Genomic DNA, 25,553 nt, shown 5'->3' with positions numbered 1-25,553 from the left:
ATGCCGATTGGGAGGGCTCGATGTCTCCGCTTTGTTTCGATGTGGCCGGCGAGTCCGTCGAGGTGCCGGTCCGCACCCTGCTCAACGCCGGCTACGCAGGGCGCCGCCAGGACGACGTTGCCGCGCACGTCGCCGAACTCGCCGAACTGGGGGTGCCCGCGCCCACCCGCACGCCCAGCCTCTACCCGATCGCGCCGTACCTGGCGATGCAGGTCGCCGAGGTGCCGGTGCAGCACGCCCGCACCTCCGGTGAAGCGGAATGGGCACTGGTCATCGCAGGCCCGGACGAACGCGACGTGCTGCTGACCGCGGCCTGCGACCACACCGACCGGGAACTGGAAGTGCACGGCGTGGCGTGGAGCAAGCAGGCCGGACCGGACGTGCTGGGACGTCGTGCGTGGCGGCTGGTCGACGTGGCCGACCGGATCGACGAACTAACGCTCACCGCCTGGGCGGGCGGGCGGCGCATCCAGCACGGCACCCTCGCGGAGCTGCTCACTCCGGCGTATTGGCTCGGTGAGCTTCGTGCGTGGGGTTTGGCCGAGCCGGGAACGGTGCTGCTGTCGGGCACGATTCCGATGGACCCGGCCGTCGACCAGTTCGCCGGCTCGTGGCGTGCCGAACTCGGTGACCCCGCCAATGGCGATGCGCTGAGCTGCGAGTACGCCGTGCAGGTGCTGCCGCGGCCGGTTGCTTAGGCCGGGCGGCGGAGAGCACGTCGCAGCCGCCCCCGCGATCACCTGCCTCCGCGAGCACCGCAGGAGGGCGCCACGCCCGAGTCGCGCGCCACGATCGGGTTCGTCTTCCGGCGGGTTGATCTGCTGCGACGTGACCGCCATCCTCGACGCCTCCACCACGTGCCGGATCGGCAGCACCGGCTGCGCCTCGGCCGGGCAGAGCCGCGGCGCTGCGATCGGGCACCAGCCGGAGCTGCCTGGATCCGCCCGCCGGGTACGTGGTCCTAATGTGATCTCGCCGATGTGGCATCGTGATTGCCCACAAGTTCGCGGAACGGCCGCGGGCGGTGCCATAAGCAGCACACGACGAGTGGGAGACAGACGTGAGCGACAGCGGCGAGGGCACCACGTTCATGCAGTGGCGCGAGCGAGCGCAGACGGAGGCCAAGGAGCAGCAGCCGCAGCTTCGGGCCGTCATGATCACGGCGGCGGTCGTGGTCCTGATCGGCATCGTGGTGGGCGTGATCGTTCTGCTGCTGTCCTGAGCCGCTCCCTCCGGACGCACGAGCCGGCGCGGGCGAGGCTCCGGGCTCGCCCTCGCCGTTACTGGCGTAGTGCTGAGTAGGCCCTTGCAGCGCTGAGTGGCCTGCAGCGCTGAGCGAGAAGTGCGTCGCAGTGCTCCGCGGCCGCTGATGTCGGTTTTGCGGTGTGCTTGGTTTTTTGCGGTGGATACACCCTGATCAAGTGATGACGAACCCGTGTTCGAGCTGGAACGCTCGATGGCGTGGATTCGTTCGTCGATGTGCCGCCCCCTCGCGACTCGGAGCAGTCCGTGCCCGAGCCGCGGCGTGTGCTGTCGTCCGGCGATGCCGGTGCACACGCGGGTCGAAGGCAGCAGGCGGAGGACGTCCTCGATGTCGCAGCCGCTGTGGAGGAACTTCTCGGTTGCCGCGATCGGGCGGCGGCCGCGCGCTCGGACGAGGAACTCGTCGCCGGGATCGCCGACTGCGAATCGGTGATCCGCGCCGCCCTGGTGTGGCAGGCGGAGCAGATCGCCGAGTCGGAGCAGCGCGGCCTGCACACCGCGGCTGGGACGCGCTCGATGCCGGTGTGGCTGCGGGAGATGCTCAACATCCATGCCGGGGACGCGACGTCCCGAGTGGTCGTGGCACGAGCCGTAACCGACCGCACCGAGCCCGGAGGGCTCCAGCAGGCCCCGTCGCTGCCTGCCACGGCGGGCGTGCTCCGGGCGCGGGAGATGAGCTTGGCCCACGCGAAAGTGATCGTGGACGGCATTGCGGCACTGCCGCCGTGGACCAGCGCCGAGCGGCGCGCCGAGGCCGAAGAACTACTCGCCGACGAGGCGAAGAAGCTCTCACCACGCGAGCTGGAAGTACTGGCCCGTCGCATCCGGTACCTGCTCGACCAGGACGGTGCCCTGCGCGAGGAGCAGAACCAGATCGAACGCCGCGAGCTGCAGCTGACCACCGGACGCGACGGCATGACCGTGCTGAAAGGACGACTGGACCGGGAAACCGGCGCGAAGCTGCGAGCCGCGCTCGAACCGCTCACCGGCCCACGAGCACAGAACACCGGCGAGCGAGCACAGAACACCGGCGAACGCGACATGCGTTCGGCAAGCAAACGCCGTGCCGACGCGTTCGCCGAACTGCTCGAGACCTCCCTGGGCTCGGATGCCCTGCCGCGCTCCGGCGGGCAGCGTCCGCACATGGCCGTGACCATCAACGTCGACCAGCTGCGCGGCACCGCCGAGGACGCCGCCGCCGCGCGATTCGGCGGCACCATCGACACCACCGGCCAGCCGATCACCGCGGACAACGCCAGGCGCATCGCCTGCGACGCCGAGATCCTGCCGGTCCTGCTGGACGGCGAAAGCCGCCCCCTCGACGTCGGCCGGGCACAGCGCTCCGCCCCACCACACCTGCGTGCGGCCCTGCTCGCCCGCGACGGCAGTTGCGCCTTCCCCGGCTGCGACCACCCACCCGGAACCGCGCAAGCACACCACATCCGCCACTGGGCCGACGGCGGCCACACAGCACTGACCAACCTCGTCATGCTCTGCGCCCATCACCACACGGTCATCCACGCGCAGCACTGGAACATCCAGCTCCACCAAGGACGCCCGGTCTTCACCCCACCCGCATGGGTCGACCCCGCGCGAACACCGAGGCCCGGCAACCGGGCACACCACGAACCACCTCACCTGACCACCGACTGACAGTGGCCAGGGCACCGAGGCGCGCCCGCGCCCGGTCACGCCTCCGTCGCCACCGCCACCGCGGCCCAGCCGTTGCCGACGGCCTCGCGAACGTCCGGGTCGACCTGGTGCTCCGGTCGCCAGTCCACGACCGGGACCACGCCAGGCGAAACGACCGACCAACCGGCCAGCAACTCGTCCACGCGGTCGGCGGGGCGCAGCGTCAGCGGAGTCGGCGTTTCGTCGTAGATGCGCAGTCCCTCGGTGACCTGGGTGGTCGTCAGGCCCGCGCCGGAAGCGTGGCTGATCGCCAGCACGCTGCCCGGGGCGCAGGAACGCCGGTAAGTCGCGAGAATCCCGGCAGGATCCGACTCGTCCGGCACGAAATGCAGCACCGAGAGCGCGAGTACGGCGATCGGCCGGTCGAAGTCCAGCAATCCGCGCACGCCGGCGGCGGACAGCACGTCCCGCGGCTCGGCCAGATCGGCCTGGGTGACGGTGACGTTCGGTTCGCCATGCAGCAGCCGAAGCCCGTGCGCCACGGCCACGGGTTCGTGGTCCACGTAGGCGATCACGGAATCCGGTGCGTCGCGAAGCGCCACCTCGTGCACGTTCCCCGCAGTGGGGATGCCGGAACCCAAGTCGAGGAACTGGCGGATGCCGCGTCCGATGCAATGCCGCACCACCCGTCGCAGGAAAGCGCGGTTCTCGCGGACCCCGACGCGAGTGGCGGGCAGCAGACCCAGCTGTCGCTGCGCGGCGACCCGGTCAGCGGGGAAGTTCTGCGTTCCGCCGAGGAAGTAGTCGTACATGCGCGCCGCGTTCGGCCGCTGCAGATCAGGTTCGCCCTGGATGTCGGCCAGCCTCTCGAGAATCTCGTCATCGCTGCCGATCGCCGGCCTCCTCGCCTACCGCGGGCGCGAACCCGGCGATCGTAGCGACCCGGCGACGGCCGAGGGCGGGCCGTGCGCAACTGGCGAACGGCCCGCCGGTCGGGGGTGGGAACAGCTCAGGCGCCGGCTTCCCGGATCACGATGTCCACGGCCGCGTCGTTGCGGGCCGTTTCCCGATCGATCACGTCACCCGGCGGGTAGAACCCGTCGATGCCACCGCTGGAGGGGTACATCTCCAACGTGAACGCGAGGATCTTGTGCTTGCCCCACATCCAATCCAGGCTGTCGCCGTCGGTGGTGTACAGATCGCTGGACTGCTGCGGGGTGTAACCGTTCGTCCCGGCGATCTCCTTGCCGACCCGCTCGAAGCGGTCGTGCTCCTGCTGGGTCATGCCCTCGGTGACGTCGTCCGGGGTGTGCCCGAACGGCCAGAGCACCAGCTCCGAGAAGGTGTGGAAATCGATCGCGGACTTGATCTGCTGCTCGCCCCCGACCACGCGGGAATCGATGAACTCGGCGATCGCGGCCGTTTCCGGCGCGGAGAACGGGGCGCTGCCCCGGTAGGTCTCGTCCTGCGGATCGTCGCTGGCGCCGCCGCAGCAACCCCACTTGTAACCCCAGTTGCGGTTGAGGTCGGTACCGGTGTCCTGGCGGTTCTTCCGCCAGCCCTGGTACTGCCCGGACTCCACGTCGTAGGTCGAGCCGTCGACGTTCACCGACGGGATCACCCAGATCTCCCGGTTGTCCACCATGTCCTTGACGGCCGGGTCGTCGTAGTTGTCGGTGAGCCGGTTGACCACGCGCAGGCACATCTCGGTGGTCAGGTGTTCGCGCGCGTGCTGGTTGCAGTCGAACAGGACCTCGGGCTCGTCCTCGTCCTGCGCCACGTTGTCGCTGATCTTGAGCACGGGGATGTCCCGGCCCTCGAAGCTCTTGCCGATGCTCGACTGAGCGGCCAGGTCGGGATGGTCGGCGGCGGCCTTGCCCAGCTCGGCGACCATCTCGTCGTAGTTGTGGTACGCCTCGTCGCCGGGTGGGAAGTCCCGCGCCCCCGCCTTGGCGTTGCGCTGCGCGAGCACTTCGGCGTTGGCGGCCTGCAGGTGCAGTGCCAGGCCGCGTTCGCGCAGCTGCGCAGCCTCTTCGCCGGTGGCCTCGATGGTGGCCGCACCGTCCTGCACCCCGAGCACTTGGGCTCCGGAGGCGTTCAGGTCGGTGCGGATGCGGCTGTCGGTGTCGGGCACCGTGTAAACGGCCGCTCCGCCGGGCTGGGCGGTGCCGCCTGGCGCGGCCACCCCCGCCTGGGCCGGTAGTAGCAGTACCAGGGACGCGGTGGCCGCCACCGCTGCTGCTCTGCGCCGTGCGCTGGACATCGGGCCTCCGATCGAGCACTGATTGTGATCAATGAGGTTCCCCGAGTAGCGGACCGGTTGGCAACCGACTTACGTCGCAAGGAGTTGCTCACCGTTTTCCCATTCGCCGCACCATGCGCATCGGACGCCCCGGTCCGGGCCGATTACCCTGGTGGCAGCGTCACCCGAGTCGAAAGGACGCTCATGCTCACCCGTACCGACCTGCGCGGTCGAGTTCCGTCCACCGCCGAATTGCGCACCAAGCTGCCGCGCGCGGAGACGGACGTGGAGCACGTGCTGCACCGGGTGCGGCCGGTGATCGAATCGGTGCGGGACCGCGGTGTGGAGGCGGTGCTGGAGCACACGGAGCGCTTCGACTCGGTCCGGCCCAAGCAGGTCCGGGTACCCGCAGCCGAACTCACCAGGGCGCTCGACGAGCTGGACCCCGAGGTGCGGGTGGCGCTCGAGGAGTCCATCGACCGCGCTCGCCGAGTGCACCACGATCAGCGTCGCACCGACGTGACGACGCAGGTCGTGCCGGGCGGCACGGTCACCGAGCGGTGGGTTCCGGTGTCCCGGGTCGGGCTGTACGCGCCGGGTGGGCTGGCGGTGTACCCGTCGAGCGTTGTGATGAACGTGGTGCCCGCGCAGACCGCCGGCGTGGAGTCGCTGGTGGTCTGCTCACCGCCGCAGGAGGCTTTCGACGGCCTGCCGCACCCGACGATCCTGGCGGCCGCGGAACTGCTCGGGGTCGACGAGGTGTGGGCGGTCGGTGGCGCGCAGGCCGTGGCGCTGCTGGCGTACGGCGCAGCGGACACCGACGGTGCCGAACTCGCCCCAGCGGATCTGGTCACCGGCCCCGGCAACGTCTACGTCACCGCCGCCAAGAGGCACCTGCGCAGCATCATCGGCATCGACGCCGAAGCCGGCCCGACCGAGATCGCGGTGCTGGCCGACGACACCGCCGACCCGGCGCACGTGGCCGCCGACCTGATCAGCCAGGCCGAGCACGACACGCTCGCGGCCAGCGTGCTGGTCACGACCTCGGCGGAACTCGCGGACGCCGTCGACGCCGAGCTGGACGGCCAGGTGCCGATGACCCGGCATCAAGAGCGCATCCGCACCGCGCTCACCGGTGACCAGTCGGGATGCGTGCTGGTGAGCACGCTGGGAGACGGCGTGCGGGTGGTGGACGCTTACGCCGCCGAGCACTTGGAGGTCCAGACCGCCGACGCGGATGCGGTGGCCGCGCGGGTGCGCAACGCCGGGGCGATCTTCGTCGGACCGCACGCGCCGGTGTCGCTGGGCGACTACTGCGCGGGTTCCAACCACGTGCTGCCGACCGGTGGGTGCGCACGGCATTCCTCGGGTCTCAGCGTGCAGAGCTTTCTGCGCGGCATCCACGTGGTCTCCTACAGCGAGCAGGCGTTGCGGGACGTCGCGGGCAAGGTCGTCGCGCTCGCCGACGCCGAGGACCTGCCCGCGCACGGGCAGGCCGTCGCGGCCCGCTTCCCGTCCGGACTCGACCGCTGATCAACACCCCGCGAAGAGAGAAACATGAGTGACGTGCTCGGCGCCGACGTGGCGCTGACCGACCTTCCGCTGCGCGACGACTTGCGCGGCCGCAGCCCGTACGGAGCTCCGCAGCTCGAAGTGCCGGTGCGGTTGAACACCAACGAGAATCCGTTCCCGCCGCCCCCGGAGCTGGTCGAGGACGTGGCCGCGTCGGTGCGCGAGGCGGCGCGCGAGCTGCACCGCTATCCGGATCGGGACGCGGTGGAGCTGCGGGAGGACTTGGCCGCGTACTTGAGCGGTGCCACGGGTGTCGCGGTTTCGCAGCAGAACGTGTGGGCCGCGAACGGTTCGAACGAGGTGCTGCAGCAGGTGCTGCAGGCGTTCGGCGGACCGGGCAGGACCGCGCTGGGTTTCGAGCCCTCCTACTCGATGCACCCGATCCTTTCCGCGGGTACCCGCACGGACTGGTCCCCGGCGCCGCGTCGCGCGGACTTCAGCTTGGACGGCGCGCAGGCGGCGGCGATCGTGGCCGAGCGGCGGCCGGACGTGGTGTTCGTGACCAGCCCGAACAACCCGACCGGCCAGGTCGTGGCGCAATCCGATCTGCGGGCGGTGCTGGCCGCCGCGCCGGGTGTCGTGGTGGTCGACGAGGCGTACATCGAGTTCTGCTCGGAGCCCAGCGCGATCGGGCTGCTCGCGGAGTTCCCGCAGAAGCTCATCATCAGCCGCACCATGAGCAAGGCGTTCGCGTTCGCCGGCGGCCGGTTGGGGTATTTGGCCGCCGCTCCCGCTGTGATCGACGCGCTGCTGCTGGTGCGGTTGCCGTACCACCTCTCGGCGGTGACGCAGGCGGCCGCGCGTGCGGCGCTGCGGCACGCCGAGGCCACGCTCGGCTCGGTGCAGGCGCTGTCCGACGAGCGTGATCGGGTCGTGCAGGCGCTCCGCGACATGGGCTTCTCGCCGGTGCACAGCGACGCGAACTTCGTGCTGTTCGGGCTGTTCGCGGACGCGCACCGGTCGTGGCAGCGCTACCTGGAGACGGGTGTGCTGATCCGGGACGTCGGCATCCCGGGGCATTTGCGGGTCACCATCGGCACACCGGAGGAGAACGACGCCTTCCTGGACGCCAGCAAGCCGTTGGTGGAGGCGAGTGAGGAGAACGCCCGATGACCGACAACGCCGCGGGTACCGCCCGCACCGGCCGGGTGGAGCGCACCACCAAGGAGTCGTCGGTGCTCGTCGAACTGGACCTCGACGGCACCGGGCAGGTCGACGTCGACACGACGGTGCCGTTCTACGACCACATGCTCACCGCGCTCGGCACGCACGCGGCCTTCGACCTGAAGGTCAAGGCTTCGGGTGATGTGCACATCGACGCGCACCACACCGTCGAGGACACCGCGATCGTGCTCGGCCAGGCGTTGCGGCAGGCGTTGGGTGCGAAGAAGGGCATTCGCCGTTTCGGCGACGCCTGGATTCCGATGGACGAGACGCTGGCGCACGCCGCCGTGGACGTGTCCGGCCGGTCGTACTGCGTGCTGACCGGGGAACCCGAGCAGTACAACAGCTTCACCATCGGCGGGAACTACCCGTTCGTACTGAACCGGCACGTGTTCGAATCGCTGGCGTTCCACTCGCAGATCAACCTGCACGTGCGGGTGATCCACGGCCGGGACCCGCACCACATCGCGGAGGCCCAGTACAAGGCGATCGCTCGTGCGCTGCGCGCGGCGACCGAACCGGACCCGCGGTTCACGGGTGTGGTGCCGTCGACCAAGGGCGCGCTGTGAACTTCGCACCGCTGGTCCTGTTCGCCGTGGCGGGTTTCCTCGCCGGCGGTGTCGCCGCGATGTGGAAGACGGCCAAGGTGATGGCGGCGGTGCTGGCCGTGCTGGCCGTGCTCGCCGCCGCAGGTGGGGTCGCCTGGCTGCTGTGACTGCCAGCTGCTGTTACTGCCAGGCGAAGTTTCAGGTGTGCAGCGGGTGCCGCTGGAAGAACTTCCAGATGATCGGGGTCGCCTCGAGCACGGTGGGGCGTTCGGAGTCCGGGTTCGCGGATCGGCTCGGCCAGTCGTGCCCGAGCCCGTCGATGCGGTAGTGCTCGAGTGCGCCTCGCCCGGCGCATCCGACCCAGCGCTGCCTGGTCACTTCCTGCCGCGGTCGATCCGTGATCGGCTCCGAGAAGCATTCGTCCCGCTCTGCCCACTCGGCGAGCCAGTCGGGGATCGATGGCAGCCCCCGCGATGGATCTCCTTCGTAGGGGATGGTGTCGTCGGCCGTGCCGTGGAACGAGATCATCGGTACCGGTTCGGTCGGCGCGCACTTGCCGCTCTGCGGGTAGTAGGCGCCGGCGACGGGCGCGAACGCGGCGATGCGGTGCCCGAGGCGGCAAGCGAGCATTTCGGTGAATCCGCCGCCGTTGGACTTCCCGGCGGCGTAGATCCGCCTCGAATCGACGCACAGTCCGCGTTCCACTTGGTCCAGCACGTCGCCGGTGAACCGCACGTCGTCGGCGTCGGCCGAGTAGGGAGCGCCCTGCCACGCCGTTTCCCCGTCGGTGCCGACCAGGCCCTGCGGGTAGACCGCGATGGTGTCCAGCTCGGAGAACCCGGTCAGCGCTTCTTGGTATTCGGCGCTGCGAGTGTGCCCGTGGAAGGACAGCACGACCGGCAGCGGACGGTCCGGGTGGTAGTTCTCCGGTACGTGCACCAGGTATTCGCGGGTCCGCCCGCCGGATAAGACCGTCCGGCTCGTGGTGACGCCCGGTTCGACCGGGGATGCGCTGCCGCATCCGGTGCGCGGCGGGCGATCCGCGTGCGCGTGCGCGGGCGCGGCGGTGGCGGTGACCGCGCCGAGAACGATCAGCAAGCTCAGCACTGCTCGGTGCATCTTCTTCCCATCTGTCCCGGCGCGGTACCGCACCGCGCGCGCATCAGTGTGCGGTGGTGGCGGGCTGCTTGTCCGCTGCCTGCTCGGTCGACTCCTCCTCGTCGACGAAGCTCTGCTCGTTGAACGGGTCTTCCTTGGCGAACACCCGCTGCATCTGCTCCCGGTCGATCTCCTTGGTCCAGGAGCCGATGATCACGGTGGCGATCGCGTTGCCCGCGAAGTTGGTCAGCGCGCGGGCCTCCGACATGAACCGGTCGATGCCGACGATGAGGCCGACGCCGTCGACCAGTTCGGGCCGGTGCGACTGCAGCCCGCCCGCGAGCGTGGCCAGGCCGGCGCCGCTGACGCCTGCCGCGCCCTTCGAGGCGATCACCATGAAGATCAGCAGCGAGACCTGCTCGCCGAGCGCCAGCGGTTCGCCCATCGCGGAGGCGATGAACAGCGAGGCCATCGTCAGGTAGATCGCGGTGCCGTCGAGGTTGAACGAGTACCCGGTGGGCACGGTGATGCCGACGACGGGCTTGCTCACGCCGAGGTGTTCCAGCTTCGCGATCAGCCGCGGCAGCGCCGCCTCCGAGGAGGAGGTGGACAGGATCAGCAGGAACTCCCGGCCCAGGTAGGCGAGCAGCCGGAACACGTTGACCCGCGCGAACGCCCACAGCAGCGGGCCGAGGACGACGAACACGAACAGCACGCAGGTCGTGTAGAAGCCGAGCATGATGATGCCGAGGCCCTTGAGCGCGTCCACGCCGGTGGCGCCGACCACGGCGGCGATGGCGCCGAACGCGCCGATCGGCGCGACCCACATCACCATCGCGAGGATCTTGAACACGAGCCGCTGGATGTGCTCGATGCCGTTCAGGATCGGGGTGCCCTTGTCCCCGAGGGCTTGCAGGGCGAACCCGGCGAGCAGCGCCACCAGCAGCGTCTGCAGCACTTCACCTTCGGTGAGGGAGGAGACCAGCGTGTTCGGGATGATGCCGAGCAGGAAGCCGCTGAGTCCTTCGGCTTCACCGCCGCCGGAGAGCTGGCCTTGGCCGCTGGTGCGCATCTCCTCGGTGAGCTGCAGACCTTCACCGGGGTGCAGCACGTTGCCGACCAGCAGCCCGATCACGAGGGCGACCAGGGACATCACGAGGAAGTAGCCCAGCGCGAGGCCGCCGACCTTGCCGACCTTCGCGGCCTGCCGGACTCCGCCGACGCCGAGCACGATGGTGCAGAAGATGACCGGCGAGATCATCATCTTGATCAGGTTGACGAAGCCGGTGCCCAGTGGTTTCAGCGAGGTCGCGAAGTCGGGGAAGGCGAACCCGACCGCGATGCCGGCCAGCACCGCCACGATGACGAAGATGTAGAGGTAGTGCGTGCGGTCCCGCTTCTTCGGCGGTGCACCGGCGGCCTCGGGCGCAGCGTCTTTGCTTGGCACGGGTGAAACTCCTACGGGATGTACCTGTCACTGTGGTAGGCGGTCACTCATTCGGTCGTGTCTTGGGTCACGAGCGCATCGGGGGAGACTATCGGACTCACGGGCCGTGACCGTCACCGTTGCGTTCATTGTGTTCATGCGGGAGCAACGATTCAGTCATGTCGCATTTCCCTCTGCTCGGGCGCCTGCGCGCGCTGCTGAGCAATCGGGCGGCTCGGCGCGGTGCGCGGGGAGCCAGCCTCGCCGCGCAGCTGTTCTTGCTGCAAGTGGTCGTGGTGGCCGCGATAGTGCTGGTCATCGCCGTGCTGGGTTACGTGAACGCGCAGCGCCGCAGCACTCAGTCGGCCGCCGAGGAGGTGACCGGGGTGGCCCGCACCCTCGCGGCGAGCCCTGACTTGCTGCGAGCGCTCGGCGCGCCGAACCCGTCGGCCACGTTGGAACCGCTGGCTGAGCGCGTGCGCGCGGACACGGGCGTCGCGTTCATCACGATCATGGATCCGGCCGGCATCCGCTACACGCACCCGAACGCGGCGCTGATCGGGCAGCCGTTCATCGGCAACATCGCACCTGCGCAGCGTGGCGAACTGCTCACCGAGACCTACACCGGCACGTTGGGGCCATCGGTGCGCGCGGTGACTCCGGTCTTCGACGAGTCGGGGCGGGTGCGCGCGTTGGTGGCAGTGGGGATCACGGTGCGGGTCCTGACCGCCGAGCTCCGCGGGCAGATCTTTCTGCTGGCCGGTGTGGCGGCCGCGGCGCTGCTGTTCGGCGGGCTGGCCAGCTACCTGGTCGCGAGCCGGCTGCGCAGGCACACTTACGGATTGCGCCCGGCGGAGCTGAGCCGGATGTACGAGTACCACGACGCGATCTTGCACGCGGTCCGCGAGGGGCTGCTGCTGGTCTCCCCGTCGGGCGCGGTGACGCTGTGCAACGATGGTGCGGCTGTGCTGCTTTCCGTGGATCCCGCCGAGGCCGAGGGCTCCCGTCCCGCCGATCTCGGGCTGCCCGGCTCGTTGGTCGAGACGCTGATCGCGCACCGGGAGGTCCGCGACGAGGTGCATCTGACCGCTGACCGCGTGGTGCTGGTCAACGTCTCGCCGGTGCGCAGCGGTGAGCGTGATCTGGGCAGCGTGGTCACGCTTCGCGATCACACGGAGCTGCAGGCGTTGACCGGGGAACTGGACTCGATGCGCGGATTCTCGGAGTCGCTGCGTTCGCAGGCGCACGAGTCGGCGAACCGGCTGCACGCGGTGGTGTCGTTGATCGAGCTCGGCCGCACCGAGGAAGCCGTCGCGTTCGCCACTGCTGAGCTGGAGTTGGCCCAGCAGCTGACCGATCGCGTGGTGACCGCGGTGGGGGAGCCGGTGCTGGCGGCGGTTCTGCTCGGCAAGAGCGCGGAGGCCCGGGAACGCGGTGTCGAGGTGGTGCTGTCGGAGGACAGCGACGTCGACGACGGCGTGCTGCGGAACGTGCGTTCCCGCGACTTGGTGACGATCCTCGGCAATCTGATCGACAACGCGGTGGACGCGACGCAGGAGGCGCCGTCGCCGCGGGTCGAGGTGAGCGTGCGTGCCGAGCCGGACGCGCTGGTCATCCGCGTGGCGGACAACGGCCCGGGGCTGGACCCGGACACTGCGCGGGATGTGTTCCGGCGCGGTTGGTCCACCAAAGACCCCGGCGGGGGCCCGGAGGGCTCCGGCGGGGGAGGCCCGGCGAACTCCGGCCGCGGCTTGGGGCTGGCGCTGGTGGGCCAGAGCGTGCGCCGCTACGGCGGAAACGTCGATGTGCAGCGGGACGCGGGAGCCGTGTTCACCGTGCGGATCCCGCTGCCGGAGGTGAGTTCGTGATCTCCGTGCTGGTCGTGGAGGACGACCCGGTCGCCGGTGAGGCGCACGAGATGTACGTGTCCCGGCTGGACGAGTTCCAGGTCGCCGGGCGCGTCCGCACCGGGCAGGAGGCGCTGCGGTTCTTGGAGCGCACGCAGGTCGACCTGGTGCTGCTGGATCTGCGGTTGCCGGACATGGACGGTCTCGCGGTCGCGCGGGCGTTGCGCAACGCGGGCAGCTCCGCCGACGTGATCGCGGTGACTTCGGCGCGGGACCTGAAGGTGGTGCGCGCTTCGGTCGCCAGCGGTGTCGTGCAGTACTTGTTGAAGCCGTTCACGTTCGCGGCGATGCGGGAGAAGCTGGAGCACTACGCGCTGTTCCGGCAGAGCCTCGGGCACGATCGGGAGGCCAGCGGGCAGAGCGAGATCGACCGCGCGTTCTCCACCTTGCGCGGTGTGGATCGCGCGTCGTTGCCGAAGGGCATGGGCGAGGAGACGCTGGCGGCCGTCGTGTCGGCGCTGCGCGCGCACCGCGAAGGCGCCTCCGCGGGCGCGGTGGGGGAGCAAGCCGGGGTGTCGCGGGTGACGGCTCGGCGCTATTTGGAGTACCTGGTCGACAACGGCATGGCCAGGCGCGACCCGCGGTACGGGGGCGTGGGACGTCCCGAGATGTTCTACCGCTGGCGCGAGCAGGGGTGAAGCTCAGTGCGACCGATCGGCAGCGGGTTCCAGCAGCGGTGATCCGGGGCCTTGCTCGGCCATCTCGTCGTCGGGGTTGTTCAGCGCGCAGGTGCGCAACGACAGGCAACCGCAGCCGATGCAGCCGGTGAGCCGGTCCCGCAGCCGTTGCAGGCCGTCGATGCGCGCGTCCAGTTCGTCGCGCCAGGAACGGGACAGCCGGGTCCAGTCGCTCTTGGTGGGGGCGTGGTCGGTCGGCAGCGTGGACAGCGCTTCGGTCACCTGTTCCAGGCTCAGTCCGACGCGTTGCGCCGCGCGGATGAACGCCAGCCTGCGCAGCACGGCGCGTTCGTAGCGGCGTTGGTTGCCGCTGGTGCGGCTGGAGGTGATCAGGCCGCGTTGTTCGTAGAAGCGCAGCGCGGTCTGCGCGACGCCGCTGCGGTGCGCGACTTCGCCGATGGTCAACGTGTGCGGCGGTTTCGACATGCGTCCACAGTAACTTGGACTTCACGTTAAATCTAAGTTTCCGGACGTCGGGGCGGGCCGGCCTTCCGGCCATGCCGGGCGCGCGAACCGGGATCGTCGCGGTCCGCGCGCCCGTGCTGTTCAGCAGTTGGGCGTGGTGGGCTTGCCTTCGAACCGGTCCTTGATGAACTGCTGCGCGTCCGGGTTGCCCGCGAAGATCCCGCTCAAGTGGTCGCTCGGGTAGGTCCGCCAGGTCACGTCCATGCCTTTGGCGCAGTAGGTCTCGTGCAGCGCCTCGGCCTGCGGCGTGTTCACGATCTCGTCGGTGGTGGCGTGGTACTGGAAGACCGGAGCGTTGATCCTGCCCTGCCCCAGCTTGTTCTCCGCCAGCCGTTCCTGCCATTGCGGTGTGCCCAGCGGGTCGGTGTGGGTGTAGTCGCTGATCCGCTTGAACGGGTACTTGGTCAGCAGCTCCACGACGCAGTCGTTCTGCCGCGCGTCGGCGAGGTCGTCGCGGCCGGTTTCGTTCAGGTAGGAGTCCAGTTTCAGGTCCGGGTAGGCGAAGTCCAGTCCTGCGGCGGCGAAGGCGAGGAAGCCGAACCCGACGTAGCCGTCCAGTCCTTTCGCGACTTCGTTGAGGTCGGCGGGCACGCCGCCGCCTGCGACGCCCACCAGGTTCAGCTCCGGCGCGTACTCGGGCTGCATCTCGCCCGCCCACATCACGGCCCCGCCGCCCTGCGAATAGCCCTGGAAGGCCACTTTGGACTCAGCGGAGAGCCCGGCCTGCGGGAGCCGTTGCGCCGCGCGGACGCTGTCGATCAGCGCGGGCCCCTCGGAGCGGCCGACGATGTAGGTCGGCTTGTTGTCCTCGCCCGGCGCGTAACCCTCGTAGTCGGTCAGCGCGACGGCGTAGCCGTTCGACAGCGCGTCGTTCACCGCGGGTTGGTCGTAGAGCGTGCCGCGCTCGACCGCTTTCGACGGCGCGCACTTGAACGCGGGCCCTTGCGTTCCCGGTCCGAAACCCACGATGGGCGTCTTGGCGGGATCGGCGCCCTTGGGCACGAGGATCGTGCCGACGACCGTGTTCCGTTCGCCGCGGGCGTCGGTGGACAGGTACATCACTTGCCAGGCGTCGGCATTGGCGCCGTTGAGCGCGGGGAAGACCGGGCGCCAGCGGATGACGTCACCCGGCTCGCCTGCCGGGGGCTCGGCGGGCGGCCGGTAGAAGGAGTCGTCGAACGGGCCGGGCGGTTGCTCCGCTGCGGCGCTCGGTGCCTGCGGCGCCGCGGGATCCGCCGCCTGCACGGGCGCAGCGGTCAGAACCGTCAGAACCGCTGCGGTGAGACCGATGGAAACGGCATTTGCCGCACGTGATGAGGCGATCTTCATTGCTGCTCCGGGAAAAAGTCGAGGATTTCCGGGGAAAGCGGGTTACGGGCAGGCATTCGGCCGTGTCCGGGATGCTGAAGATGGAACATCGCGGACCGTTTGGCAATGCTCCGTGCGAGTGAATCGAATGTCGTGCGCTTTCCGGGTGGAGTAGCTTTAGTGCCAGCTCAGCGTACTTTCCCGGTGGTCCTTCCAGAGGTGTCGGACTGATCAACCGATGTCATCGGCGATTGTCACGGTGCTGATAAAAAACTCCGGAAAAGCGATCAACTAGGTGCGCGAAGCGTCGTTGCCGATGCGGCTCGCTTGACATGCCCGAACGCGCCGTGACAATTTTTCTCCGCTCGCCGGCGTAGTCGAGTGGTGACAATTCTCCGACGCGCCGGCACTTCCCGCCCCGATCAGCCACGAGTCGTGCTCGTGCTGCGCTCGGGGCTCGCGTGGAGGGAGTTCCCATGGTGCCGAGCACGGACGAACCGCTCGCCGAGCGTCCGGCGCGACTGCTCACCGACCCGCTGGTGACCGCGGCCCGCGAAGCGGGCGAGGACCTCGCCGTCACCTTCGTCGACCACGACGCCAGCCCGGACGGTGTGGCCTGGTCGCTGTCCTGGGCCGAGTTGCACGAGCGCGTGCGGACCGTCGCCGCCTGGCTGCAGCAGCGCTGCGAACCGGGTGAGCGGGTGGCGATCATGGCTCCGCAGGGCCTGGAGTACGTGACCGGTTTCCTCGGCGCGGTGCACGCGGGCCTGATCGCCGTGCCGCTGTTCACCCCGGACCTGCCCGGCCACGGCGACCGTCTGGCGCGGGTGCTGGACAGTTGCGCGCCGAGCTGCGCGTTGACCGGCAAGAGCTCGTTCGATCAGGTGCGGGAGCAGATCCGGGACGGTTCTCCGCGGCATTGCGCGGCCGTCGACACGCTGCCCGCGACGCTGGCGGACGAGTACCGGCCACCGTCGACGGGCCCGCACGATCTGGCGTACCTGCAGTACACCTCGGGCTCGACCCGCGTCCCGGCCGGTGTGGAGCTGACCCACGCGAACGTGCTCGCCAACGCGGACCAGGCTCTGCGGGCCTACGGCGGCAACGAGCCGGGTGCGGTTTCGGTGAGCTGGTTGCCGTTGTTCCACGACATGGGTCTGGTGCTGTCCGTGGCCGCGCCGCTGGTCGGTGGCCTGCCGTCGGTGCTGATGGACCCGGTGGCGTTCCTGCAGCGTCCGGGCAGGTGGTTGCGGCTGCTCTCGGACCACCCGGGTTCGATCAGCGCCGCACCGAACTTCGCCTACGACTTCTGCGCGGCGCGCGTCAGCGACGAGGAGAAGGCGTGGTTGCAGCTCGACGAAGTTGTTTCACTGATCAACGGCAGCGAACCGGTGCGCCCGGAGACGCTGCACCGGTTCAACGAGGCGTTCGCGGATTGCGGTCTGCGCCCGGAGACGCACCGCTGTTCGTACGGCTTGGCGGAGGCGACGGTTTTCGTCTCGGTGACCGATTCGGGCAGCGAACCGCGGGTGGCCGGTTTCAGCCGAGAGCAGCTCGCCCTGGGCCGAGCACGACCACCGCAGGGGACTGAGGCGGTCAGCGACCTGGTCTCCTGCGGCCGCCCGGTGGGACAGCGGGTCGCGGTGGTCGACCCGGACTCGCACACCGTGCTGCCCGACGGCGGCGTGGGAGAGATCTGGGTGCACGGCCCGAACACCGGCCAGGGCTACTGGGGCCGGGACGAGCAGGACACCTTTGGCGTCGAGCTGGCAGGCGCCGAACCGGTAGGCGCGGGTGAGCTGCCCGCGGACGGCTGGCTGCGCACCGGCGACCTCGGTGTGCTGGACGGCGGCGAGCTGTTCGTCACCGGCCGGATGAAGGACGTGATCATCATCGACGGCCGCAACCACTACCCGCAGGACGTGGAGCTGACCGTGGAGCAGGCGCACCCGGCGGTGCGCAAGCACCACACCGCCGCTTTCGCGATCAGCGCGGCCGAAGGTGAGCGGTTGGTCGTCGTGGCCGAGTACGGCAGGCGCGTCGCCGCGTCCGACCGCGACCCCGCGGAGATCACCAGCGCGGTGCGCTCGGCGGTCTCGGCCGAGCACGGTGTGCTGCTCAGCGATCTCGTGCTGGTGGAACCGGACACCGTTCCGCGCACGTCGAGCGGCAAGGTCGCCCGCCGGTTGTGCCGCGAGCGCTACTTGGAGGCCGATCATGCGTGATCGCGCGGAGTGGGCGGACTGGCTGGCGCAGCACGTCGCCGGACGGCTCGGGCTGCCCCCGGGTTCGGTGGACACCGGGCGCCCGTTCCAGGAGTTCGGGTTGTCCTCGCGGGACGCGGTGGAGCTGGCCGGGCGGGTGCAGGACATCGTCGGGCAGCGGTTGCCTCCGACGCTGCTGTGGGAGCACCCGACCATCGACCGGCTTTCCGCGGCGTTGGCGGCGCAACCGGACGGGTCCGACGGCGCCGACGAGTCGCCGGATCCGTTCCCCCGCCCGCGAAAACCGGAGCCGGACGAACCCGTCGCGGTGGTGGGCGTGGGCTGCCGCTTCCCAGGGGGAGCCGGAGGACCGCGCCGCTACTGGGAGCTGCTGGAGTCCGGTGCCAGCGGTGTCGGCGTGGTCCCCGAGGGGCGCTGGGAGAGGTTCTCCGGGGCGGACCCCGCGCTGTCCAAACTGCCCAAGGCAGGCGGATTCCTGGACGGAGTGGACGAGTTCGACGCGGAGTTCTTCGAGATCTCGCCCACCGAAGCCGCGGTCATGGACCCGCAGCAGCGGCTGCTGCTGGAGGTTGCGTGGGAGGCCCTGGAACACGCGGGCGTGGTGCCTTCGGCGTTGCGCGGCAGCGCGACCGGCGTGTTCGTCGGGGTTTCGTCCACCGAGTACGGCGCGTTGACCACGCGCGATCTGCGAGCGGTGGACGCGTGGACCGGAACCGGCGCAGCACTGTCCATTGTGGCCAACAGGTTGTCGTACTTCCTGGACCTGCGGGGGCCGAGTTCCGCGATCGACACGGCGTGCTCGTCCTCGCTGGTGGCGGTGCACCAGGCGTGCGCGAGCCTGCGGTCGGGCGAGAGCCGGGTCGCGCTGGCCGGCGGTGTGAACCTGCTGCTGTCGCCGGCGATCACGGCGAACTTCGATCGTGCCGGAGCGTTGTCGGACGACGGTCGGTGCAAGGCTTTCGACGCTTCCGCCGATGGCATCGTGCGCGGTGAAGGCTGCGGTGTCGTCGTGCTCAAACGACTCTCCGATGCGAACCGCGACGGCGACCGGATCCTGGCGGTCGTGCGGGGCTCGGCGGTCAACTCGGACGGCAGGTCCAACGGCCTGATGGCGCCGAATCCGGTGGCGCAGGCGGACTTGCTGCGTAGTGCTTACGCAGGTGCGGACCTCGATCCGTCCGTTGTGGACTACGTCGAAGCGCACGGGACGGGCACGTTGCTCGGCGACCCGATCGAAGCGGAGGGCCTGCGCTCGGTGCTGGCCCGCGGTCGGCCTGCGCAGCGGCCGCTGCTGCTGGGATCGGTCAAGACGAACCTCGGGCACCTGGAGGCCGCTGCGGGAATCGCGGGATTGATCAAGGTCGTGCTGTCGATGCGGCACGGCTCGCTACCCGCGAGCTTGCACTACCGGGAGCCGAACCCGCACATCCCGTTCGAGCAGTCCGGGCTGGAAGTGGTCGGTGCGGCGCGGAACTGGCCGAAGTACTCGGGTGTGGCGCGTGCGGGGGTCTCCGGGTTCGGTTTCGGCGGCACCAACGCGCACGTCGTCCTGGAGGCGTGGCGGCGGATGCCTTCGCGGCGCCGGAACCCGGACGGCGATGGCGTGCAATCCTTCGTCGTCTCCGGAATCACCGAGCAGCGGATGCTTCGCGCGGCCGCGGACCTGGCGGAGTGGATGGCAACGCCCGAGGGGCGTGCTGCCGGCCTGGCCGACATCGGGCACACCTTGGCGCACCGGCGGGAGCAGCATCCCGAGCGGGCTGCCGTGGTGGCTCGTGGCAGGGACGGCGTGCTCGACGGCCTCCGTGCGCTCGCCGCCGGATCCGGCGGCGTCCGGGGCAGGGTGACCACGCGTGACAAGGGGATCGTGTGGGTGTTCTCCGGATACGGCTCGCAGTGGGCCGGAATGGGCCGCGAGCTGCTGGCCGACGAGCCCGCGTTCGCCGCGGCGGTCGACCGGCTCGACCCGGAATACCTGCGGCAGAGCGGGTTCTCCCTGCGCGCGGTGTTGAGCGGGCAGGACGATCTCGGTGATGTGCACCGGACGCAGCTGGTCCTGTTCGGACTGCAGGTCGCCTATGCCGAGCTGTGGCGCGCCTACGGTGTCGAACCTGCTGCGGTGATCGGGCATTCGCTGGGTGAAGTGGCCGCGGCCGTCGCCACGGGAGCGCTCGACGAGAGCGACGGGCTGCGTGTGATGTCCGCGCGCTCCCGACTGCTGTCCGAAGTGGACACGGCGGGAAACGGCGCGATGGCGGCCGTGGAAGCGTCGGCCGCGGAAGTGGAGGCGTTGGCGGAGCTTTTCCCCGGGGTGGACGTGGCGGTGCACGCGTCCCCGGTCCGGTGCACGGTCACCGGGCCCGCCGACGAGGTGCAGCTGCTGGTGACGCACTTCGAGCGCGCGGGCCGCAGTGCTCGCCTGCTCGGCGTGTCCGGCGCCGGGCACAGCGCTGCCGTGGACGGGGTGCTGGCGCGGTTGCGCGAGGAGCTCTCCGGGATCGCCCCCCGGGAAACGTCCACAATGGTGTTCAGCACGGCGGATCCTGGCTCGGTCCCCGCGTTCGACGCCGACTACTGGGTCCGCAACCTGCGCAACCCCGTGCGGTTCGAGCAGGCCGTGCGCGCCGCAGCGGAGGCCGGTTTCGGCACTTTCGCCGAGCTGGCCCCGCACCCGGTCGCCACCACGGCGATCGAGGAGACCCTGGCGGAGGCGGGAGTTTCCCGTCCGGTGGCGGCGTTCACCGGCCGCCGCGGGACGGATGGAACCGAAACCTTCCACACGGCCCTCGCCGAGCTGCACACGAACGGCCGCATACCGGTCACCGGGTATCGGAAAGGTCGTCTCGTGGATGTGCCGCCGGCCGCGTGGCAGCACGAATCCCATTGGGTCGCAACACGTTCCGCACCTGATCCGGCCGGACATCCACTGCTGGGCCTGCGAGTCGACCTGCCGGGCGGCGCAAGCGCGTGGCGCGGCGACGTCGGAACAGAAGCTTTGCCCTGGCTAGCCGATCACAAGGTGCAGGACACTCCGGTGCTGCCCGGCAGTGCCTACCTGGAGATCGCGTTCGCGGCAGGTGCGCAGGCGTGGGACGCCGACCTCGGGGCATTGCGCCTGGAATCGCTCGACTTGCACCAAGTGCTGCTGCTGGCGGACAACGTGCCCGTCACGACCACGTTCACGCCGGACGATTCCGGTGCCGGGCGTGTCGAGGTGCACTCGCGATCGGTCACCGGTAGATGGACCTGCCATGCCACGGCAACCCTCGTCCGCAGCGAGACCCGGTCCGGACTCGAAAAGTACGAAGTGGACAGTGTGGAGGTCGATCTGTATTCGGCGCTGCGCGCGGCCGGCCAGCATTACGGGCCGACCTTCCGCGGGGTGCGTTCCGCACGTGCCCGTGGTGGCCTCGCGGTGGCCGAGGTCGCGTTGCCGGAGCAGGCCGCCGATGCCGAGATGTTCGCGGCACATCCCGCATTGGTGGACGCGTGCCTGCAAAGTCTGCTGGCCGCGGGTCTCGGGGACGGCGCCCCGGAAGCCGGGATCGGCGTGCCGGTCGCATTGGCGGGAGTGCGCCTGCTCGGCCAGCTGCCCGAGCAGGTCCGCTGCTACGCGCGGTTGCACACCGGTGGTCCGGAACCGATCGGTTCGCTGCTGGTCACCGATGGCGAAGGCGTGCCGGTGCTGGAGGTCGCCGAGATCCGCGCTCGCGGGCTCGCGCCCCCGCCACGTCCACTGGACGAAGCTTTTCTGGAGCTGCGCTGGGATTCGGCGGACCTGGCCGAGCCGGGCACGGCGCAAGCAGGCAGCTGGCTGGTCCTGGGCGAAGACGACGGCCTCGTGTCGGCATTGCGGGACGCCGGCCAGCGGGCGGTGCGCGGCGACCTCCACCGGCCCGAGTCCGGGCTCGACGTGGTCGTCGATGACGAAAGCCTCCCGCCACGCGGTGTCGTGCTCGTTTTCCCGGCGGATTCCCCGGATTCGACCGAGCGAGCCGAGCACGTGCTGCACGCGTCGGCCGTCGTGCGAGAAATGTCCCGGCGTGATCTGAACATCCGGCTGTGGTTGTCCACATCGGATGATTCCGGTGCTGATTGGGGCTTGCGGGCGCTCGTGCGGGTGCTCGCGTTCGAGCACCCGGAACTGCGGGTGAGCATGCTGGTCACGGACGGAACGGCATCGGCGGCCGCGGAACTCGTCGCCGATGCTCCGGACGACGAGGTCCGGCGTCGCGGCGAACATCGTGAAGTGGCGCGGCTGCACCGCGCCGAGTTGGGGCGGATCCGCACCGATCAGGTCGTTCGTCCGGCTGCCTACGTGGTGACAGGCGGACTTGGCGGCTTGGGCCGCACGGTCGCGAGATGGCTCGGCGAGCGCGGGGCGCAGCGCATCGTGCTCAACGGCCGGGGTGAACCGTCCGCTGCGGTCGCCCGCGAACTCGCCGAAATCGAGGCCGAGGGTGCCGAGATCCGGGTGGTGACCGGCGATGTGTCCACTGCGGACGTCGCAGCGCAGCTCGTCGCTGCGGCCACGGAGAACGGCATGGCGTTGCGCGGTGTCGTGAACGCCGCAGGTGCGTTGCTCGACGGTCTCGTGGCGGATCTCGACGAGCACGCGATCGAGCAGGTGTGGCGGTCGAAGGCGCGCACCGCTTGGCGGATGCACGAGGCCACGGTTGACCACGAGCTGGACTGGTGGGTGGTGTTCTCCTCCGCGGCTGCCCTGCTGGGATCTCCCGGACAGGCCGCCTACGCCACCGCGAACGCCTGGACCGACGATCTCGCCAGGTTGCGCCGTGCGCGCGGACTTCCTGCCACGACCATCCATTGGGGACTTTGGGCGGACGTCGGCGGTGCGGCGGAATCCCCGCTCGCGCGGGTGATCGACCAGCTCACCCCTGCCGAAGGCGTCGAAGCGTTGGAGGCGGTGCTGGCCTCCGGGCGCACTGCGACCGGTGTGGCGCGGCTCGACGCGGCGCGCGCTGCGGAGTATTTCCCGCAACTTTGCTCCCGTCCGCTCTTCGATGCGGTCGTCACCGCGGAGCCGAAGACGGCGGGCCGGTTCGATGTCGACTCGTTGCCGCGCGACCGGCCCGCCGAAGCCGTCGAATCGATCACCGGGCATCTCAGGTCGGAGGTCGCGGGAATCCTCGGCGGCTCGGCGGAAAACCTCGACCCGGCCGCGCCGCTGACGATGCTGGGGCTCGACTCGCTGATGGCGACCCGGGCGCGGAACGCAGTCGAACGCGATTTCGGCGTGGCGGTCCCTCCCGCGCTGCTGCTGCGCGGTGCGAGCCTGCACGACATCGCCCGGCACCTGGCCGAACAGCTGGGCCTCGGGACCGTTGCGGAGGTCGTCGAGTCGGCACGCATCGGCCCGCGGGACGCGACCGAGCGGTGGATCGCACATCTGTGGGCCGAGGCACTGGGCCCGGTCGAGTTCGGCGTCGCCGAGGACTTCTACGACCTCGGTGGGACGCGGGAGCAAGCCGACGTCGTGGCCCGCGGAATTCGCGAACGCCTGTCCTCATCGGACACTACGGAGGAGTTGTTCGGCACCCCGACGGTGTCGGGGATGGCGGATCTGCTGCGGCAGCGCTTCGAAGGAACCGACGGCCCGGTGCGCGCGCTGCGCACGACGGGAACTGGGCGCCCGTTGTTCCTCTTCCACCCGGCAGGCGGCCCGACCAGCGTTTACCAGCCGCTGGTGGCGAGCCTAGGTGCCGACCAGCCGTGCTACGGCCTGGAACGGCTCGACGACCTGGACTCCGTCGAGGCCAAGGCGCAGCGGTACGCGGACCTGGTACGCGAACTCCAGCCGCACGGGCCCTACCGCCTCGGCGGATGGTCCTTCGGCGGATGTCTCGCCTACGAGACCGCGCGCCGGCTCACCGAGCTCGGCGAGCCGGTCGAGTTCGTCGCGCTGATCGACACCATTCTGCCGTTGCCCGCACCGGACGGCGCCACGTCCGAACAGCTCGTGCTGCGCCGGTTCGACCGGTTCGCCGAGCACATCGAGTCGACTTACGGCGTCGCGCTGCAGGTGCGCTCGACCGAGCTCCAGGGGTTGGACGAAGACGAGCAGATGCGCCGTGTGCTCGGTGCGCTGTCGGGAGCGGACATCGACATGGGAGCAGGCGTCCTGCACCACCAGTACACGTCCTATGTGGACGCAAGGATCGCGGAGCGCTATCAGCCCGGACCGTTCGACGGACGGGTGCTGCTGTACCGAGCGCAGGAGGCCGAAACCACCACGACCACATTGGACCCGCGCTACCTGCGCACCGACGAGGCGCTCGGGTGGGACGAGATCGTGGCCGCTCCGGAAGTGGTGCGGATACCCGGCGACCACCTGTCCATGATCGACCCGCCGAACGTGGACGTCATCGCGGCGCACCTCGCGGGTGTACTCGGCACGTCCGCACTCACCAGGGAGGGCGCATGACAACCGCGGAACGGATCCAGGCGTTGCAGCGGCGGCACGACACCGCGGTGCACGACGCCGATGCGCGTGCACGGGGCAAGCAGCACGCCAAGGGCAAGCTCACCGCGCGCGAGCGCATCCACCTGCTGCTGGACGAGGACTCCTTCGTCGAGCTGGACGAACTCGCCCGGCACCGCGGTGGCTCCTACGGAACCGACGACCAGCGACCGTACGGCGACGGGGTGGTAACCGGCCACGGCACGGTCGACGGGCGCCCGGTGTGCGTCTTCGCGCAGGACTTCACCGTTTTCGGCGGCAGCATGGGCGAAGCGTTCGGGGAGAAGGTCCTGAAGGTGATGGACCTGGCGATGAAGATCGGCTGCCCGGTGGTGGGCATCAACGACTCCGGCGGTGCGCGCATCCAGGAGGGCGTGGTCTCGCTGGCGTACTACGCCGAGCTGGGCAGGCGGAACTCGCTGGCTTCCGGTGTCATCCCGCAGCTGTCGTTGATCATGGGACCGTGTGCGGGCGGTGCGGTGTATTCGCCCGCGATCACCGATTTCACCGTCATGGTGCGGAAGACCTCGCACATGTTCGTCACCGGTCCGGAGGTGGTGCGGTCGGTGACCGGTGCGCAGGCCGATGCGGAGGAGCTGGGCGGTGCCCGGACGAACAGCGAAATCTCCGGCAACGCCCACCACTTGGCAGAGGACGAGGCCGACGCCATCGACTGGGCGCGGACGTTGCTCGGCTACCTGCCCGCGAACAACCTGGACAGCGCTCCGCAATACGAGTCCGCTTCGGACGTGGGGGCGGCCGGAGAGCTGGACGTGCTGGTGCCGGACGAGCCGCACCAGGGCTACGACATGCACCGCGTGCTCGAACTCGTCCTCGACGACGGCGATTTCCTCGAAGTGCAGCCGCTTTTCGGGCGCAGCATGATCTGCGCGTTCGGCCGGGTCGAGGGCCGCAGCGTCGGGGTGGTGGCCAACCAGCCGTCGCAGAACGCGGGCACCATCGACATCGACGCCTCCGAGAAGGCCGCCAGGTTCGTGCGGTTCTGCGACGCTTTCGGCCTGCCGCTGCTGACCTTCGCCGACGTTCCCGGCTACCTGCCGGGTGTCGAGCAGGAGCGCCACGGCATCATCCGCCGCGGCGCGAAGCTGATCTACGCGTACTCGGAGGCGACCGTCCCGAAGGTGACCGTCGTGGTGCGCAAAGCGTACGGCGGTGGTTACGCGGTGATGGGTTCCAAGCACCTCGGAGCGGACGTGAACCTCGCGTGGCCGACCGCGGAGATCGCGGTGATGGGCGCCTCCGGCGCGGTGAGCCTGCTGCACCGGCGGGAACTGGCCGAGGCCGCGGCCAACGGTACCGAGGAAGCGGTGCGGGCCAAGCTGATCGAGGAATACCGGTCCACATTGGCCACTCCCTACATCGCGGCCGAGCGCGGCTACGTCGACGCCGTCATCCAGCCCTCCACCACGCGTGAGCACTTGGTGCGCGCCTTGCGGGTGCTGGCGAACAAGCGGCAGGAAACCCCGCCCAAGAAGCACTCGACCATGCCGCTCTGAAGGACCGGACGTGGTCCCAGCACCAGCT

Annotated in this window: 18 protein-coding genes; 12 read left to right on the top strand and 6 right to left on the bottom strand. The window is 69.9% G+C overall.

From position 1 onward, the window contains the following. The first annotated feature begins 20 nt into the window (after positions 1 to 20). The 3 genes from V1457_RS00340 (at position 21) to V1457_RS00330 (ending at position 2,916) form a co-directional block, all read left to right on the top strand. A complete protein-coding gene (locus V1457_RS00340; protein WP_338598912.1) occupies positions 21 to 698 on the top strand; it encodes a DUF2848 domain-containing protein in 678 nt (225 codons plus the stop codon). Between the two features lie 362 nt (positions 699 to 1,060). Then, a complete protein-coding gene (locus V1457_RS00335; RefSeq protein WP_200070004.1) occupies positions 1,061 to 1,222 on the top strand; it encodes a hypothetical protein in 162 nt (53 codons plus the stop codon). Positions 1,223 to 1,461: 239 nt separating this feature from the next. Next, positions 1,462 to 2,916 (top strand): DUF222 domain-containing protein, encoded by a 1,455-nt coding sequence (locus V1457_RS00330; protein ID WP_338598909.1) that lies wholly within the window; start codon positions 1,462 to 1,464, stop codon positions 2,914 to 2,916. A 35-nt stretch (positions 2,917 to 2,951) separates the two neighbouring features. On the opposite strand, the gene V1457_RS00325 is transcribed toward V1457_RS00330, so the two are convergent. Next, positions 2,952 to 3,731, bottom strand: coding sequence for an SAM-dependent methyltransferase (locus tag V1457_RS00325; protein ID WP_304611153.1), 780 nt, complete (start codon positions 3,729 to 3,731; stop codon positions 2,952 to 2,954). A 173-nt stretch (positions 3,732 to 3,904) separates the two neighbouring features. After that, entirely contained in the window at positions 3,905 to 5,158 is a 1,254-nt protein-coding gene (locus V1457_RS00320) for a M14 family metallopeptidase (RefSeq protein WP_338598906.1), read from the bottom strand. A gap of 183 nt (positions 5,159 to 5,341) precedes the next feature. Here V1457_RS00320 and hisD point away from each other — a divergent pair, with 183 nt between their 5' ends. From hisD to V1457_RS00300, 4 genes are read left to right on the top strand one after another with little or no spacing between them, the layout of a single operon-like run. Next, positions 5,342 to 6,670, top strand: coding sequence for a histidinol dehydrogenase (hisD, locus tag V1457_RS00315; RefSeq protein ID WP_200070000.1), 1,329 nt, complete (start codon positions 5,342 to 5,344; stop codon positions 6,668 to 6,670). Positions 6,671 to 6,694: 24 nt separating this feature from the next. Beyond that, on the top strand, positions 6,695 to 7,822 hold the full coding sequence (locus V1457_RS00310) for a histidinol-phosphate transaminase (protein ID WP_338598903.1): 1,128 nt from the start codon (positions 6,695 to 6,697) through the stop codon (positions 7,820 to 7,822). Beyond that, entirely contained in the window at positions 7,819 to 8,442 is a 624-nt protein-coding gene (gene hisB / locus V1457_RS00305; RefSeq protein WP_338598900.1) for an imidazoleglycerol-phosphate dehydratase HisB, read from the top strand. Before V1457_RS00310 ends, hisB begins: the two co-directional genes overlap by 4 nt. After that, positions 8,439 to 8,588: a hypothetical protein gene (locus tag V1457_RS00300; protein WP_200069997.1), complete on the top strand. Its 150-nt coding sequence runs from the start codon at positions 8,439 to 8,441 to the stop codon at positions 8,586 to 8,588. The genes hisB and V1457_RS00300 overlap by 4 nt, the downstream gene beginning before the upstream one ends. A gap of 31 nt (positions 8,589 to 8,619) precedes the next feature. Here V1457_RS00300 and V1457_RS00295 read toward each other — a convergent pair whose 3' ends face one another. Continuing rightward, positions 8,620 to 9,540 carry a ferulic acid esterase gene (locus V1457_RS00295; protein WP_338598895.1) on the bottom strand — a complete coding sequence of 307 codons (921 nt, stop codon included), beginning with the start codon at positions 9,538 to 9,540 and terminating at the stop codon, positions 8,620 to 8,622. A gap of 43 nt (positions 9,541 to 9,583) precedes the next feature. Continuing rightward, positions 9,584 to 10,966 (bottom strand): cation:dicarboxylate symporter family transporter, encoded by a 1,383-nt coding sequence (locus V1457_RS00290; RefSeq protein ID WP_295144756.1) that lies wholly within the window; start codon positions 10,964 to 10,966, stop codon positions 9,584 to 9,586. A 158-nt stretch (positions 10,967 to 11,124) separates the two neighbouring features. On the opposite strand from V1457_RS00290, the gene V1457_RS00285 reads away from it, so the two are divergent. Then, positions 11,125 to 12,813: a sensor histidine kinase gene (locus V1457_RS00285; RefSeq protein WP_338598890.1), complete on the top strand. Its 1,689-nt coding sequence runs from the start codon at positions 11,125 to 11,127 to the stop codon at positions 12,811 to 12,813. Next, the gene (locus tag V1457_RS00280; RefSeq protein ID WP_200069993.1) at positions 12,810 to 13,490 is read left to right on the top strand and encodes a response regulator; all 681 of its coding nucleotides are present in this window, start codon (positions 12,810 to 12,812) and stop codon (positions 13,488 to 13,490) included. Before V1457_RS00285 ends, V1457_RS00280 begins: the two co-directional genes overlap by 4 nt. A gap of 3 nt (positions 13,491 to 13,493) precedes the next feature. Here V1457_RS00280 and soxR read toward each other — a convergent pair whose 3' ends face one another. Further along, positions 13,494 to 13,955: a redox-sensitive transcriptional activator SoxR gene (soxR, locus tag V1457_RS00275; RefSeq protein ID WP_200069992.1), complete on the bottom strand. Its 462-nt coding sequence runs from the start codon at positions 13,953 to 13,955 to the stop codon at positions 13,494 to 13,496. A 120-nt stretch (positions 13,956 to 14,075) separates the two neighbouring features. Then, entirely contained in the window at positions 14,076 to 15,323 is a 1,248-nt protein-coding gene (locus V1457_RS00270; RefSeq protein ID WP_407074736.1) for a lipase family protein, read from the bottom strand. Positions 15,324 to 15,778: 455 nt separating this feature from the next. On the opposite strand from V1457_RS00270, the gene V1457_RS00265 reads away from it, so the two are divergent. The 3 genes from V1457_RS00265 to V1457_RS00255 are packed head-to-tail and all read left to right on the top strand — an operon-like array spanning position 15,779 to position 25,525. Beyond that, positions 15,779 to 17,527: a fatty acyl-AMP ligase gene (locus V1457_RS00265; RefSeq protein ID WP_295144747.1), complete on the top strand. Its 1,749-nt coding sequence runs from the start codon at positions 15,779 to 15,781 to the stop codon at positions 17,525 to 17,527. Continuing rightward, entirely contained in the window at positions 17,520 to 23,972 is a 6,453-nt protein-coding gene (locus V1457_RS00260; protein ID WP_338598879.1) for an SDR family NAD(P)-dependent oxidoreductase, read from the top strand. Before V1457_RS00265 ends, V1457_RS00260 begins: the two co-directional genes overlap by 8 nt. After that, positions 23,969 to 25,525: an acyl-CoA carboxylase subunit beta gene (locus tag V1457_RS00255; protein WP_200069988.1), complete on the top strand. Its 1,557-nt coding sequence runs from the start codon at positions 23,969 to 23,971 to the stop codon at positions 25,523 to 25,525. The genes V1457_RS00260 and V1457_RS00255 overlap by 4 nt, the downstream gene beginning before the upstream one ends. The last annotated feature ends 28 nt before the right edge of the window (positions 25,526 to 25,553 follow it).

Origin of the sequence: Saccharopolyspora sp. SCSIO 74807 (assembly GCF_037023755.1) — a bacterium.
In the GTDB taxonomy this organism is placed as follows: domain Bacteria; phylum Actinomycetota; class Actinomycetes; order Mycobacteriales; family Pseudonocardiaceae; genus Saccharopolyspora_C; species Saccharopolyspora_C galaxeae.
This window is presented reverse-complemented; position numbering and strand designations above follow the sequence as displayed.